At 69.4% G+C, this 14334-nt stretch carries 12 protein-coding genes and 3 pseudogenes; 10 read left to right on the top strand and 5 right to left on the bottom strand.

Annotated features, from left to right (window positions below; genetic code table 11):
• Positions 1-20: 20 nt before the first annotated feature.
• Positions 21-260, top strand: a pseudogene (locus OG429_RS41695) (integrase core domain-containing protein); the annotation flags it as partial.
• A 143-nt stretch (positions 261-403) separates the two neighbouring features.
• Here the strand turns inward: OG429_RS41695 and OG429_RS39255 are convergent.
• Positions 404-967: a hypothetical protein gene (locus tag OG429_RS39255; protein WP_328930022.1), complete on the bottom strand. Its 564-nt coding sequence runs from the start codon at positions 965-967 to the stop codon at positions 404-406.
• A gap of 352 nt (positions 968-1319) precedes the next feature.
• On the opposite strand from OG429_RS39255, the gene OG429_RS39250 reads away from it, so the two are divergent.
• The 3 genes and pseudogenes from OG429_RS39250 (at position 1320) to OG429_RS39240 (ending at position 3153) form a co-directional block, all read left to right on the top strand.
• Positions 1320-1556, top strand: a complete 237-nt coding sequence (locus OG429_RS39250; RefSeq protein ID WP_328930021.1) for a hypothetical protein — start codon at positions 1320-1322, stop codon at positions 1554-1556.
• A 351-nt stretch (positions 1557-1907) separates the two neighbouring features.
• Positions 1908-2758, top strand: a pseudogene (locus tag OG429_RS39245) (IS5 family transposase).
• On the top strand, positions 2755-3153 hold the full coding sequence (locus tag OG429_RS39240; protein ID WP_328930020.1) for a hypothetical protein: 399 nt from the start codon (positions 2755-2757) through the stop codon (positions 3151-3153). The pseudogene OG429_RS39245 and the gene OG429_RS39240 overlap by 4 nt, the downstream one beginning before the upstream one ends.
• 337 nt (positions 3154-3490) lie before the next feature.
• Here the strand turns inward: OG429_RS39240 and OG429_RS41690 are convergent.
• The 3 genes and pseudogenes from OG429_RS41690 to OG429_RS39220 all read right to left on the bottom strand — a co-directional run bounded on the left by OG429_RS41690 (position 3491) and on the right by OG429_RS39220 (position 6849).
• Positions 3491-4575 (bottom strand): IS630 family transposase gene (locus tag OG429_RS41690; RefSeq protein WP_443051304.1). Its coding sequence is split into 2 segments (ribosomal slippage): positions 3491-4111 and positions 4114-4575, totalling 1083 coding nucleotides; the frame shifts between segments, so codons are not numbered across the junction.
• A gap of 140 nt (positions 4576-4715) precedes the next feature.
• The gene (locus OG429_RS39225) at positions 4716-5507 is read right to left on the bottom strand and encodes a class I SAM-dependent methyltransferase (RefSeq protein ID WP_328930018.1); all 792 of its coding nucleotides are present in this window, start codon (positions 5505-5507) and stop codon (positions 4716-4718) included.
• 167 nt (positions 5508-5674) lie between these two features.
• A pseudogene (locus OG429_RS39220) lies at positions 5675-6849 on the bottom strand (IS3 family transposase).
• A gap of 87 nt (positions 6850-6936) precedes the next feature.
• On the opposite strand from OG429_RS39220, the gene OG429_RS39215 reads away from it, so the two are divergent.
• Both OG429_RS39215 and OG429_RS39210 read left to right on the top strand, forming a co-directional pair.
• Positions 6937-7068: a response regulator transcription factor gene (locus OG429_RS39215; protein WP_328930017.1), complete on the top strand. Its 132-nt coding sequence runs from the start codon at positions 6937-6939 to the stop codon at positions 7066-7068.
• A 408-nt stretch (positions 7069-7476) separates the two neighbouring features.
• Positions 7477-9660 carry an SdrD B-like domain-containing protein gene (locus OG429_RS39210; RefSeq protein WP_328930016.1) on the top strand — a complete coding sequence of 728 codons (2184 nt, stop codon included), beginning with the start codon at positions 7477-7479 and terminating at the stop codon, positions 9658-9660.
• Positions 9661-9770: 110 nt separating this feature from the next.
• Here OG429_RS39210 and OG429_RS39205 read toward each other — a convergent pair whose 3' ends face one another.
• A complete protein-coding gene (locus tag OG429_RS39205; RefSeq protein ID WP_328930015.1) occupies positions 9771-11003 on the bottom strand; it encodes a Dyp-type peroxidase in 1233 nt (410 codons plus the stop codon).
• A gap of 55 nt (positions 11004-11058) precedes the next feature.
• On the opposite strand from OG429_RS39205, the gene OG429_RS39200 reads away from it, so the two are divergent.
• The 4 genes from OG429_RS39200 to OG429_RS39185 all read left to right on the top strand — a co-directional run bounded on the left by OG429_RS39200 (position 11059) and on the right by OG429_RS39185 (position 14315).
• Entirely contained in the window at positions 11059-12423 is a 1365-nt protein-coding gene (locus tag OG429_RS39200) for a right-handed parallel beta-helix repeat-containing protein (protein WP_328930014.1), read from the top strand.
• Complete coding sequence (locus OG429_RS39195; protein WP_328930013.1) at positions 12420-13217, top strand: hypothetical protein; 798 nt, start codon at positions 12420-12422, stop codon at positions 13215-13217. The genes OG429_RS39200 and OG429_RS39195 overlap by 4 nt, the downstream gene beginning before the upstream one ends.
• 640 nt (positions 13218-13857) lie before the next feature.
• Positions 13858-14067 (top strand): hypothetical protein, encoded by a 210-nt coding sequence (locus OG429_RS39190; protein ID WP_328930012.1) that lies wholly within the window; start codon positions 13858-13860, stop codon positions 14065-14067.
• On the top strand, positions 14067-14315 hold the full coding sequence (locus OG429_RS39185) for a hypothetical protein (protein WP_328930011.1): 249 nt from the start codon (positions 14067-14069) through the stop codon (positions 14313-14315). The genes OG429_RS39190 and OG429_RS39185 overlap by 1 nt, the downstream gene beginning before the upstream one ends.
• The last annotated feature ends 19 nt before the right edge of the window (positions 14316-14334 follow it).

The following is a 14334-nucleotide window of genomic DNA, read 5'->3' as shown; positions in this document are numbered from 1 at the left end:
CCAGCCGAGGCGTCACCCGGTCGATGGGCGCGGTCGGCACCAGCGCAGACAACGCGGCCTGCGGAAGCTTCCACGCATCCCTCAAACGCGAGACTCTCCAGGGCGCCCAGGACTACGGCAACGCCGGCACCTGCCGCCAGACCGTCTTCGCCTGGCTGACCCGCTACAACACCCGCCGCCGGCACTCCGCCAACGGCCACCTCAGCCCCAACGAATACGAACGCCGACACCACACCGCTACACTCACGCTCGCCGCGTGATCAATAACCGCGTGCCCACCTTCACGGGGGAAGGCCCGTGTCCGGCTCTGCTGTCTCCCGCCAGCTCACGCGTGCTGGGTTCCCGCAGACGCCTTGTCCGAAGGTCTGTGGCATTGATGCCCCAGGGCGGACGGCTTCCAGGTTCACTCACCGCTTCGAGGACGACGAGCGAGAAGGCGTTGAAGAGGGGATGGATGCGGCAACGAAGGGCTCATGGCCTGCTCCGCCACCGCCCCCGAAACGTTCTGCTCCTGTGCGCTGCTTCTTGAGTTCTCCTCTTCCACGCGCTGGCTGCTGAGCGTTTCAAGGAGGCGGACGATCTCGTCAGCACTCAGCCCTTCGACACCCAGGACTTCACCGTCTTGACCGAAGGTGACCTTCTTGCCGTTGTTGCGCTCGAAGAACACCTTGAGCACAGCCGCAACCCCGCCGATGCCCCCGGCAGCCCCAAGAATCGTGACTGTCGCTCCGATGAGTGTCGAGTAGTCGACCTCAGGACCCACGGCGTACCTGGTGCTTGCCACACTTGCTTGCAAGCCTTCTTGGCTGGCATAGCTCGCTAGCTGGCGTCCCAGCTCACCATGGCCCATCCGGAAGGCAACTTTGGCGACCATGACGCGCTCGCCGTTTCCGGTCTGCGGCGGATAGTCGCTGTACCACCCCTCCGGATGCCTCCACACGAACTTGATGTCGACGTGCAACGGCATCCTGGCCCCAGCGCTCACTCTTCCCCCTCGCCCCTGCTTTGCCTGCCCGTGTCGTATGGCATGTTCCCCACCACAGGCTGATTCCGCAGCAAAATCGAACTCTTCGTCAGCTCCTGTCGCTGGTGACGCAATGGCACGGCGGTCAGCACATCTCCGCGTCTTCGCCGCGGTGTCAGCGCAGCGCACCGCCGTACCGCCGCAGCGCGGACAACACGAGCAGCCGTGGCGTGCAGCACCAGTCAAGGGGTCGGTTCCGTCTCCCGTGCTAGACCGCCCTGCTGGTCGCCGCCCTGCGAGCCGGGATTTTTGATGAGGGAATCACAGGAAGCCCGAGCGCGACCGGGCCACCGCTGTGATCGAAGCGCCCCGCCTGCTCGCGCTTGCCGCGGAGGAAGGTGAGGGTGAGGTCGAGTCCGTCGATGTCACCGCGACAGCTCTCGGGGACAGCAGGCTCACGACGGGCGAGGAGGTCCTCCTCCAGCGCGTCCAGCTGGTCAACGAATCGGTGCAGTCAACTGACCCGGCCTGGCACTACGGCTGGGAGACCGTGGCCGCCCTCATCGCCACCACCAAGGCGACCACCCGATGACCGCCCAGCAGCCCCAAGACCCCAACCGCACCGTGATGAAGCAGGCCGGGGCGGAGGAGGCGCTGAGCACGCTGGCGGGTACCGCCCTCGAACTGGCCGACCGGGCCTGGACGCCGGTCTCTTCCGGCGCGAGCCCGTCACCGAACCGGCCGCACGGCTCCGCGAGATCGCCGCCCGGCTCGCCGCGGACGCGGCCCGGGTCGACAAACTCCGCGGCCAGGCCCCCGCCCACCTACCGGAAGGATCTGAGTGGGCGTTAAGTCCGGTCTTCCTCGGTTCGTGATCGCTCGATCGTGGGAATGCTCGCCGCCCGGGCTACCCGGTGGGCATGTCCATGCCGAGATGCGGGGCGTGAAGAGAGAGCCGTACCTCAGCGACTTGTCGGACGGGCAGTGGGCGTTGATCGAGCCGATGATCACGGCCTGGAAGCAGGACAGGGTTGCGCGGTCGGCGACCGGCGATCCCGGGGCCTGCGACCTGAGGGAGGTCGTGAACGCGGTCTTCTGCCAGAACCGGACGGGCTGTCAGTGGCGATTGCTGCCGCATGACTTCCCGGCCTGGTCGGCGGTGTTCTACTACTTCGGTTTGTGGCGCCAGGACGGGCTTGACCAGCGGATCCAGGAGCTCCTGCGCTGCCAGGTGCGGGAGAAGGCCCGCCGATGAGAGGACCCGTCCCTCGTGATCATCGACACCCAGTCCGTCCGCGCCGCGGCGGGTGTCCCCAGGACCACGACGGGGCTGGACGCGAACAAGAAGGTCTCGGGGCGTAAGCGGGGACTGGCCGTCGACGTGCTGGGGCTGATCATCGGTGTCGTCGTCATGGCCGCGTCCGCGCACGACAATGCCGCCGGCACTGCCCTGCTCGACCAGGCCTCCGAGCGGTGCGGGATGCGCCTGGAGAAGGTGCTGGTGGACCAGGGATTCAAGGACGAAGTCATCGTCCACGGCGCCCTGCTGGACATCGACGTCGAGGTTGTCCGCCGCAACCCTGCCGGCCAGGGCAAAGGTTTTGTCCCGCAGCCGAAGCGGTGGGTGGTCGAGCAGACGAACGGCACGTTGATGCTGCACCGGCGGCCCGTGAGTACGACCACCGGCCCGACGCCTCCGCCTCACGCGTCTACTGGGCCTCCACCGCGAACATGGCCCGCCGCCTCACCAACCCCGCCCAGGCCTGGCGCGACACCATCGGGCTGGCCGCGTGAACATCACCGAACTCCTGGTGGACCTTCACATCCGGGAGAATGAGGCCACGGCCCGGGCGGACGAACTCCGCAATCAGATCGCGCACTTCACTGCCGCTCTCACCGAGACCGAAGCGCATCTTGCGGACCTGGCCACCACCCGCAAGACCATCGCCGAACTCGCACCGACCGGGACCGAACCCGATCCACCCGAGTCGAGCACCGCCTGCCAAACCATCGTGAACACCTTCAACCAGCACCCCGACCAGGTGTTCCGGGCCCGCGAACTGCACGAACTCCTCGGCATGCCCACCGACGAGGCATCCGTCAACATCACCCGCAGCCGCCTCGGACGCCTCACCCGCCAAGGCTTCCTCACCCAACCCGGACGCGGCCGCTACCAGAAACGGACTTAACGCCCACTGAGGAGTGGGACAACCGCGGTCGACGCTTCGATGTCCTCGTGGCTGCGTCGTCGTAGCACTGGGTTGACCCGTCGATTGGCTGGCAGCGAGCGCACGACATGCTCCACCCCGGAGGCTGGATGGCGCTGCTCGGCCACATCGTTGTCCGCCGGCCAGGAGAACCGGAGGTGTATGCCGAGACCGCCGATCTCCACGAGCGGTTCTGCCCAGGGAACCCTGATTGGGGTCATCCGCCACTCGAAGAAGACGTGCGCGGCACCGATGAGGGTCGGGGCCTGGTCGACGATCCCGGAGAGTTGTTTGGCCCAACGATCGTGGCTCAGCGAAGTTACTGAGTTTGTAGTCGTGGTGTCGTCGGTGTGAGCCCGGTTCCGGTGAGGCATCCGTCGATGATGTCGCTGCGGTATTGGATCTGGCGGAGGCCGTGTCGGAGTCGGCGCATGAGGTGGCTCGGGTCGGTGAAGGCCGTGTTGGCCTGGGTGGTCCGGCGGAGGATTGACCAGATGCCTTCCACGGGGTTGAGGTCGGGCGCGTAAGACGGCAGGTGGTAGGCGGTGAGCCAGTCCTGTGCGTCGATGAAGGCCCGCATGCGGCGGTCCTTATGGACGTTCAAGTTGTCCCAGATGAGGACGATGGGTGCGCCGAGTTGCTGGTGGGCGGCGATGAGGAGGTCGCGGTACTCGGTCCAGGCGAAGCTCTTGCGGCCCCCGCTCTTGTGATCGGCATGTTGTTTGGGCCGGTAGACGAGGCGGGAACGTTCGCCGGGTTTGTAGCAGCACAGGGCGGCGATGGAGAAGCGGCGCTGGGAGCGTCCGCGGACCCGGATGACGGGTGTGCTGCCGCGTTTGCCCCAGGTGCGGGAGGTTGGCGGCGTCATCGAGAATCCGGCCTCGTCCTCGAAGACGATCCAGGCCCCGAGCGCCGCCGCGGTGTTTCCACGTGCGGCCACACGTCCTTCACCCAGCCGGCCACCGCCGCCTCGTCGCGCTCGACCGCACGACGGGCCGGAACCTGATGACTCCAGCCGTGTCTCCGCAGCATCTGCGAGATCCCCGACATGGTCATCGTCTTGTGGAACCGTCGGCCGATCAGGGTTTTGATCCTGGCCAGCGTCCATCGCTGGTCCGGCCAGCCATGCGCGACCGGGCCTTTGGCCAGCTCCTCCTCGAGCACGGCGAACAACGCGTCGCTCAGCTTCGGCCGGGACGCCGGGCCGCGGGAACGCACCCCGTCCTGGCCGGTCTCCTTCCAGGCCTGCCGCCACCGCTGGACCGACCGGACACTGACCCGTAACTCCTTCGCGATGTCCGTACTGCCCCGCCCGGCAGCGAACATCGCCGCTGCTTCCATCCGGATCCGCTCACGGAAGGCTTGCCTCTCCGCGGTCAGACCCCCACCCTGCGGATACCTCATACACCCGGCATACCGCGACGATCACCGATCGTCAGCCCCTACGACAACCCACCTTCAAGGTCAGTAGTGGGGTCGGGCTGGCACAGCGCTCCACTTGGCCATTCGGAGACACGGTCGTCTCGGCCGGCCCCACGGCTGGGTCAGCCCGGCTTGACCGCCAGCGTCGCAAAATAGTTCGACATGTATTGAGCGGATGCGTTGGATTGGTGCGGCGCTTCCGCGAAGCCGGTGAGGACGAACCCCGCGGCGAGTTGCCCGCCGATCTGGTCGGTGAGGGTGTGGCTGTATTCAAGAGGGGCATCCGCGCCGAACTTCGTGGCGCGTTCCTCGGCGGAGTACTGCTTGACATCGCTGTAGGGCAGCTTGTGCACGACGATCAGCTCGCCGCGCTCGTCGAGCGCCTCGTGGTCGAACAAGTACACATCAGGGTTGAGGAAGCCCACGAGCAGAGTTCCGCCCGGTCGCAGGACGCGGAAGCACTCACGCCACACCGGTGCCAAGTCTGGTACGAATAGGTTAGAGACCGGATGGAATACGACGTCGAATGTTGCGTCACCGAAGGCGCTGAGGTCGCGCATGTCGCCTAGGACGGTGCGCAGCTCGAGTCCGTCGCGCGCCGCCACCATCTGGTCCTGGCCGAGCTGGCGGGGTGAGTTGTCGAATACGGTGACCCGCGCCCCTGCGGCGGCGAGGATCGGACCCTGCTGGCCACCACCGGAGGCCAGGCACAACACGTCCTTGCCGGTCAGGTCCGTCGGCAGCCAGGAGCGGTCGACTCGCTCACGCCCGATGAGAACAATCGACCAGTCGCCCATGCGGGCGCGCTCGACATCCTCAGCACTCACCGGCCTCGACCACTCGTTGCCCTCTTGGACATACTTGTCCCAGGCTGCCCGATTGTGGGCAACGGGGTCGACAACAATGTCCTGCACGTTTAACTCCCTGCTACAGCCAAGCGGACACCTGCGGTACTGACAGTTCGGTGCCGCTAGCCAACACGATTGCAGGGTGCGGGCTCAACGAAATTAGCGGGCATCGAGGTGTCCACGGCGAGCGACGCCGGCACGCCAGGGGCCTTGACTCCGGATTCTGAACACGTCTATGCGGCTCGGGCCAGGGTAGTTGCTGGCTGGGAGTCGTTCTCGTAGGCGATCGGAGACCGCTGGCCGAGGCGGGAGTGCCGGCGTCGGGTGTTGTATCGGGTCAGCCAGGGGAAGGCATCGAGTCGCGCTTCATGTTCGTTCGACCAGCCTTTTCGGCCCTTGAGCGTCTCCCTTTTGAAGGCGGCGTTGAAGCTTTCCGCGGCAGCATTGTCCGCGCTGGACCCGACCGCGCCCATGCTCTGCCGGACCCCTGCTGACCTGCAGATCTCAGCGAATGCCCTGCTCGTGTATTTGAGATCCGTGATCCGTGTGCATGACCGCCCCGGCCAGGCTCCCGCGGGTTCGCCCGGCTGCTGTCAGGGCGTCGGTGACGAGTTCTGTGCGCATGTGGTCGGCGATGGCCCATCCGGCCAGCCGACGTGAGGCGAGGCCGATGACGGCCGCGAGGCAGAGCGGCTTCGAGCCGCTGACCGGCAGATACGTGATGTCGCCGGCGTACTTCGTGTTCACCGCGGCCGCGGTGAAGTCACGGCCGATCAGATCCGGCGCCTTCGGCGCCGCCTGGTCCGCAACGGTGGTCCGGTGCCGACGCCTCAGACGGACACCCCCGACTCCGATGGTCCGCATAATCCTGGCGACGCGCTTGTGGTTGATCCGTTCCCCCTCGTCGCGGAGTTCCGCCGTGATCCTGGGGGCGCCGTAGGTGCCGTCGGAGTCCTGGTGAACCTTGCGTATCCGGGCCGCGAGCCCGGCCTCGCCGATCTGCCGGGCCGCCCTTGCGGCTGCGGTGCGGCGCCAGTAGCAGAAGCTCGAGCGAGAGACGCCGGCATCGAACACAACCGCGTGACGCCGAACCGGCGCTGATGATCTCCACGAACTGGCAGCGGTTCACCAGCGCGTCTCCCCGGCGCAATACCGGGCCGCCTTGCGGAGGATGTCGCGCTCTTCCTCCAGCTCACGAATCCTCTTCCGCGCCGCGGCCAGCTCCGCCTGAACGCCGGCACCATCAGCCTGCGCAGCGGCCGGAGGCGCGGAGTGGGCACCGGGGCCGCAGCGTCTCGGTGTTCACCCCGAGATCAGCAGCGACCGACTTGATCGTCACTCCCGGACGCGACCGGTACAACGCGACCGCGTCCGCCTTGAACTCGGCGGGACAGTGCTTCATCCCCACGGGGACTCCGTTCTCCTGGACCATCAAGACCCAAGTCTCTCCGGTGTCCAAAATCCGGGGTCAAGGCCCCCCGAAACAGCCGCCCGCATGTGCATCTCGCGCCGCACCGTCAGCACCCACGTCTCCAACATCCTGCGCAAGCTCGGACTGACCTCGCGAGTAGAGCTGGCCACCGAAGTGATCCGCCGCAACAGCCCGCCCGAACACCAGCAGCCCTGAACCGTCACCCGTATTCGACACCGCGTCAGCGACCGAGGAGGCCTCCCCCTCCCCCAGGAACGAGCATCCCACCGGGGCCTGATGCCGGACCCCCGGTCGCACCGCACCGCGGAAGCGGGATCGCCCACCCGGTCAACTCGCCGCGACGGCGGCACCCGAGCCGTGTTCACTCCGCCACTGCCCGACGAGAGTGAACCGCCGCGCCCGTTGCACCCCAGCAAATGCCCCGGATATCAGGCGTCAGCCGGGATGTCCGGCCCCCAACAGGCGTGCGCGCTACGCGATCAAATGGCTACGCTGTGTCATGGACGATGACCGCACGCAGGTCAGCGGGTCCGTCGGGCTGCCCTGGCACTGGCAGTGGTTCACGGTCGTCGTCCCACACTTCCGACGAGCATGGGGATGCAAGTGATCAGGAAGACAAAGTGGTTGGGGGCGCTCGCTCTGGCCGGCGCGCTCACCCTGACGGGGGCTCCTGGCTCCGCCGGTGCCGCGCCGGGCGAGGGCAAGCTGACCGTCAACCTCCTACGGGACTTCGCCGCCAAGGGCGACCGGAACCCGAATATCCAGGTACCGCACGGCCCGGGGACGGTCAGGCTCTGCGAGCGGCTGACCCGCCCTGCGCCGTGCCGGACCTACCAGATCGGCGCCGACGGCACCGTTGAGATCAACACCACCACGTGGACCGGTTCCCCCGGGCGGTACAGCGTCGAACTGCTGACCTGGGCCGACAAGTACGATCCCGCCACCGGGCAGGGCTTCCTCCAGCCGGCCTTCGCCGGACCTGGGCTCTCGTCACACCTCGCCTTCGTCGACCTGAGGGCCGGCCAGGACGCCACCCTCGACTTCGGGGTGTGGAACCCGGACGACTACTGCCAGGACACCCCCGACCTGGCCACGCCCTGCCAGCAGGCCGCCACCAAGCCCGGCGGCAAGACCCTGGTGACGTTCCCGTACACCTCCCGCGGCGACACCCAGGGCAACCCCAACAACCCCACGGAGCTCGCCAACGGCACGCAGACCGGTACCGCCTACGGGCTGGCGTACGACAAGAAGAAGCGGCGCATCTTCACCGGCGCGTACGCCAAGCGGCACGGCGACTACGGCCCCGGCGGTCCGGGCGCCATCTACGTGACGGACCGGGGCACCGGCGCGACCACCCAGTTCGCCGTCGTCCCGAACGCCGGTACCACCGTCCACAACCAAACAGACCGCGTCGACGCGGACTTCGCGGCGGCGGTGGGCCAGGAGTCGCTCGGCGACATCGAGATCTCGGCCGACGGCTCCCGGCTCTACGTCGTCAACATGAAGGACCGCAACCTCTACACCTACGACACCACCACGGCAGCGCCCGTCGGCGCACCGCTGCCCATCCCGGACACCGCCTGCACCCCGGCGGCCGACTGGCGGCCAATGGGCCTGGGCATGCGCGACGGGGTCCTGTACGTGGGCGGCGTCTGCTCCGCACAGAGCACCCAGGACGTCACCCGACTGCGGGCCGTGGTCTGGACGTTCAACCCGGCCACCGGCACGTTCGGCGCCGCGCCGGTCGTCGACGAGCCGCTGGACTTCCCCCGCGATCCCGCCGTCGCCCCGACCCCGGGCAACTGGAAGCCCTGGACCAAGGACGACCTGACGCAGTTCCCCGACGGCGGCAACGCCCAGTGGGCCTACCCGCAACCGATGCTCAGCGACATCGAGATCGAGCGCGACGGGTCACTGGTCCTGGGCTTCCGCGACCGCATGGGCGACCAGTCCGGACTGGTCATCCCCAATGCCAACCCGGCCAAGGCCAACGTCATCGAGAGCATCGCGACCGGCGGCGACCTCTACAGGGTCTGCCGCACGACCACCGGCACGTACGAGTGGGAAGGCGGCGCGGCCTGCCCGCGCACCGGCAGCGAGTTCTACAAGGGTGACGAGTGGTACACGGGGAGCGGACACCTGGAGACCGTGCAGGGCGCCCTGGCGCTGCCGCTCGGCGGTGACCGCCTCGCCGCCACCGCGATGGACCCGGTCCGGTCGGTCAACTCCACCGGTGTCGCCTTCTTCGACCGCTGGCAGGGCGACCGCGGCGCCGACCCGTCACAGCAGGGGCTAGGCCTCGCCTACGCCAACGACGGCGGCTTCGGCAAGGCCAACGGCCTCGGCGACCTGGAGCTGCTCTGTGACGAGCCTCCGGTCCAGATCGGCAACCGGGTGTGGCGCGACAAGGCCGACGGCACCCAGAGCTACGACGAGACGGCGGGCATCCCCGGCGTGACGGTGATCCTGCGCGACGCGACGGGTCAGGAGATCGCGCGCAAGAAGACCGACGCCAAGGGCGAGTACTACTTCGACCACCGCGACGGACTGCGCCCCAACACCGCGTACACGCTGGAGTTCGACAAGTCGACGGCAGACCCGACCAACGACTACGGTCCGGCCGATCTGCAGTGGACCCCGCACGGCCGCCCCAACCAGGCCACCAACTCCGACGCGGAACCGAACGGCGGCGACCCCGAGGCGGACACCGCGACGGCAGCCGTCACCACCGGCCCGCCCGGAACCATCAACCACGACATCGACGCGGGTCTGTGGGTCGCCAGCTGACCCCGTGACCCCATGACCCGGTGAGCGCATACCGCACACCGACACCGCACCGGCAGACCGGGAGGGGCCCGACGACGGGTCCCTCCCGGCAGCTTTCCGGAGCGCGGCCGTCAGGCGAACACCGAAGAGCCCAGCGGGCGCCCCGCCGAGAACCCGGGCAGCACCAGAAAGGTGCCGGAGGCCGTGGCCGTGGCGAAGGCGGACAGCTCGTCGCCGTCGTCAAGCCGCCGCTGGGTCTCCACGTACGTCCGCAGATCCCGCTGGAAGGCGATGAACAGCAGGCCTTGGTCCCCGGTTCCGTTGGAGAAGCTGTAGCCGCGGCGCAGCATCAGCCCGCTCCCGGTCGCGGCCGGATGGGCCCGCCGGACATGCGACATCAGCGGAACGAGGTATCTGCCGTCCGCCGTTTTGGCTCCCAGGTCGACGGCCGCTGCCGGCCCGCCGCCGCTCAACGGCGCCGCGTCGGACCTCCGCCGGCCGATGACCCGTTCCTGCCCGGTGACGTCTTGGGCGAGGAAGCCCGCCACGTCCAGGCGCAGCCTTCGGACCACGGCGATGGTGGCCCCGCGGACCCGCTCCGGCCCGGCCAGCCAGACTTCCCGGGCCAGCTCCAGCTCCGTCCGCGGGACGGATACACCGTCCAGGAAGCCCAGCAGGTTGCGAACGGGGCCGGGTTCGCGGGCGGGCGGACGGAAGCCGCCCTGGGACCAGCGCGCTCGCGCCGACCGCTCGCCGAGCCAGCCGGTCAGCACCCGCTCGGCGTGCGCCACCACCTGCGGATCCGCAGCGCAGAGCTGCACCATCAGGTCCCCCTGACGTGCGTGGTCCGGCACGGCCCGCTCGAGATCCTCCGGGAGCCCCGCCGCCCCGGGCAGCCGGCCGTCCACCGACGCGACCAGGCGCGGTCCGACTCCGACGGTGACGCTCAGGTCCCCCGGTGCGAGCCCGCCCAGTTCCGGTCCCGTGCCGGAGCAGAGCGCGGTGATCCGGCGGCCGAGATCGGACAGCAGCCGTGCGAGAAAGGGCCGTTCGCCGGAGGTCCAGGCTGCCGCACCGCCCGGGGGCGGAAGGTCGAAGACCGCCAGGGCCGCGTTCTGCTGGGGCTGCGCCGGGCGGTCGACTCCCGCCTGCCGCGGCCCCTCGGGCGGTACGGCCGCAGCTGCCGCCGCCCCGGTTGCGCCCGCGATCGTCTCCGGAGCCCGGGTGGCCAGGCGCCGGTCCCGGCCCGCGACCGCCCACCCCGCCGCCACGGCCGGTACCGCTACCGCAAGGCCCCCCAGGAGCCGGCGTCGGACCAACGGCGACGGTTCCGAATCCATCACATCGTCACGATCAGTGTCCACGTGAGCACTCTAAGGTGATCATCGACTCCGCAAACAACCGGAAGAGACCCTCGTGATGCCACGCTTGCGCCGCCGCTCCGCCGGCCGTCGCCGCCTCGCCCCGGCCACCGCCATGCTGGCCACCGCGCTGCTGTGCGCGGGATGCCAGGCTCTGCCAACGGACCCGACATCGGCCAAGAACACCGCTCCCACGACCATCCGGGTGCCGTCCCAGGCAGCCACCATCAACGCCGCGCTCGACCGGTCCCGGCCGGGGGACCTCGTCCTGGTCTCGCCCGGCGTCTACCACGAGAGCGTCCGGATCCGCACCGAACGAGTGATCCTGCGCGGCACCGACCGGGGCGCAGTGGTCATCGACGGCCAGGGCCGACGCGCCAACGGCGTGACGGTCACCGCTCCCGGCGTCTCGGTCGAGAACCTGACCGTCCGCAACCACCTGCTCAACGGCGTGCTCGTCACCGGTATGAGCGACGGCAGCGGCGGCCTCGCCCGGGGCAGCGACGGATACCGGCACCTCGATCCGGCCGAGTTCCCCCCGCTGAAGGGCTTTCGGGTGCGCTACGTCACCGCTCACGCGAACGGCCTCTACGGCATCTACGCGTTCAACGCCCAGCACGGCGTCCTGGAGCACAACCACGCCTCGGGCAGTGCCGACTCCGGGCTCTACGTCGGCCAGTGCAAGCCGTGCCACATCCTCGTCCGCGACAACGTCTCCGAGCACAACGCCATCGGCTACGAGGGGACCAACGCCAGCGGGCCGATCTGGGTGTTGCGCAACCGCTTCTCCGGGAACCGGGTGGGGCTGACGGTCAACTCCGACTACCTGGAGGCGTACGTCCCCCAGCAGGGCGGCACCATCGCCGGAAACCTGATCGCCGACAACGCGGACCCGGCCACCCCCGAACAGGCCGACGGCGCCTTCGGCATCGGCATCGGCATCGCCGGCGGGCAGCGCAACCAGCTCCTCCGCAACCGGATCACCGGCAACCCCCGGGCAGGCATCGAACTCGCCTCCAACGAGGACCTCGCCCCGCGGGAGAACCGCCTCCGCGAGAACACGCTCACAGGCAACGGCGTGGACGTCGCCTACCGCGCCTCCGTCCGAGCGCCCGGGCGCGGGAACTGCCTGGACGGCAACACCTTGAGCAGTACCCTTCCCGCCGACCTGGAAGCGGTCGCCGCCTGCCCGGACGGCCAGCCCGAAGCGGCCGGCCAGTCCCCGCGCACCGATCCGGCACCTCCCGGCATCCCCTTCCTGGACGTTGCCCCGCCGCCGGACCAGCCCCAGCTCCCGGACGCCGCGACCGCGCACGCCTCCCCCGTCGACGGACTGCCGGGGCCCGTCGATCCCGACCGGGTACCGTTGCCCGGCACAGACCTGTTCGCCGACCGCAGCCGGCCGACGACGGCTGCCCGATGACGCCGCGCGCCCCCCGCAGGCCCGTCCGGGCCGCCCTCCTGCTGGCCGTGCTGCTCGCCTCGGCGGGGTGCACCGGGCCCGCCGCCGACCAGCCTGCCGAGGAACGGGCGTTGCTGACGGAACAGCAGGCCGAGCTCCTCGCGCTGGCCCGGTTCACCAACTACCGAAGCGCCGCCGGAACCGTGAGTGCCACCATCCCGGTGCCGGGCCGGACCGTCCGGCTCGACGGGCGACTCGACTGGCGCGCGCACACCGGCTACGCGGAGCTGCGCGACGAGACCCCTGGAGCCGCCACGCACTGGCGCCACCTGCTCCGCTGGAACCGCACCACGGTCTCGGCCCGGTTCAACTGGACCGGCCCGCGCCCCGACAAGCCGCCTGCCGACGGCTGGAGCGAGCGCCTCCTGCAACCCCGCTCGGCCACCGTGGACAGCACCCTGATCCTGCTGCTCTCGCTCGGGTCCGACCGGCCCGAGAACGCCCAGCTGCTCGTCCGCAGCAGCGCACGCGTGGTCGGCCACGAGAGGATCTCCGGGGTGCCGGTCACGGTCTTCTCCGGCCCCGGCACTGACACCGATGCCGGTGCCGGCACCGGCGCCGGCACCGGCGATGTGCCCGCCACCGCAGCACCATCCGCACCCGGGACTCCGGGGCGTACCCGCTACTGGATCGACGCCGACGGCGGTCTACGCCGCTTCGCCGCACGCCTGGGAGGCTCGGGCGCCTGGATGACCGCTGACATCTCCCGACAGCCCCCACCACCCGCCGCCCCCGTGGTCTCTGCCGCTCCGTGACAACCCTGGAGAAGCTGGGCGCGGCCTGATCGCACTTCGACCTCGCCTGAGCACGTACCGGCCGCAGAGGTGGCACTCGGTCCGAGGGCTTCGACCAGCACAGTGCGCAGGCGCCGGATGGAGGTCGTGGCCGTGGGGGCGGACGAGCCACCGAGGCTTTGGTGTCCCCCGGCCGTCGGCCTGCGCCACACCGTCGTCGACCCTCCCGTCGTGCGGAACGGCAGGGCCCTCCGCCCATGAGCGCCAGGCGGTGTGCTCCCAGCCACGAGGAGTTCGGGCGGCGGCGCAGAGCATCACACCCTCTCTGACCATGTGGAACCTGCCGTCGTCGCCGAGTGCCGGCAAGGCCACGGCCGGCGCTTGGCGGGGCGCTCTGGGATGCAGGGGCCTCGCTCGGCGGAGCGGGCTACGACGCGTTCTGTTCTCCAGCGACTCCTTGGTGGGACCAGCGCCAGAGGGGGGCGCACGACCGGAGGGCGGGAGGGCGTCGGGGGTCGGGTGTCGCCATGTGCAGATCGTGAAGTACGGGTCTGACAGAGGCCCCTGCGGGTTTTGCCGACCGGCTCGGGGAAGGCTGATCTGTCCCGCGGTCGCTGGTCCTGCGCTAGCCTCGTAGCAGACCTAGTTCAGGGAGGGCCCGATGCGGATCGTCTTCGATGAGGCGGAGCAGGAAGCGCTGCGCGCTGACGCGCGGGACCTGGCTGGTGATGATCCGCAGGTCGCGTACGTACTCGAGCGTCTCGCTGGTGAGGGCATCGATCTGGACCGGATCACGCCGTGGGAGGACCTGCGGGAGAACCTCGGGCAGCCTCCGCTGGACGACACCGCTTCCTCTGCGAACGTCGCCTGATGGGAAAGCACGGCCCGCGCCGCACCCGCGTCGTCTTCTACGACGTGGCGCAGGAGCAGATCGAGCGAATGTCCGAGGTGGAGCGGGCACGTCTTGATCCGGTGCTCGTCTCCGTCTCTCGGAACCCGGAGATCGGGATGCTGTCGAAGCACGGGTCTGTCCGCGAGCACCGGGAGGATGGGGTCCGCATTTTGTACGTGCCGACCGCTCTGGGCACGCTGATCCTCGTCGCATACGTCGAGGCCTGACCCCTCCTGCTCAGTCAGC

Origin of the sequence: Streptomyces sp. NBC_00190, from assembly GCF_036203305.1 — a bacterium.
In the GTDB taxonomy this organism is placed as follows: Bacteria; Actinomycetota; Actinomycetes; order Streptomycetales; family Streptomycetaceae; genus Streptomyces.
This window is presented reverse-complemented; position numbering and strand designations above follow the sequence as displayed.

Coding starts and splice junctions, on each gene's coding strand:
- OG429_RS39255 (WP_328930022.1), bottom strand. CDS start 967: ATGCCGTTGCACGTCGACATCAAGTTCGTGTGGAGGCATCCGGAGGGG.
- OG429_RS39215 (WP_328930017.1), top strand. CDS start 6,937: ATGTGCATCTCGCGCCGCACCGTCAGCACCCACGTCTCCAACATCCTG.
- OG429_RS39195 (WP_328930013.1), top strand. CDS start 12,420: ATGACGCCGCGCGCCCCCCGCAGGCCCGTCCGGGCCGCCCTCCTGCTG.
- OG429_RS39200 (WP_328930014.1), top strand. CDS start 11,059: ATGCCACGCTTGCGCCGCCGCTCCGCCGGCCGTCGCCGCCTCGCCCCG.
- OG429_RS39185 (WP_328930011.1), top strand. CDS start 14,067: ATGGGAAAGCACGGCCCGCGCCGCACCCGCGTCGTCTTCTACGACGTG.
- OG429_RS39190 (WP_328930012.1), top strand. CDS start 13,858: ATGCGGATCGTCTTCGATGAGGCGGAGCAGGAAGCGCTGCGCGCTGAC.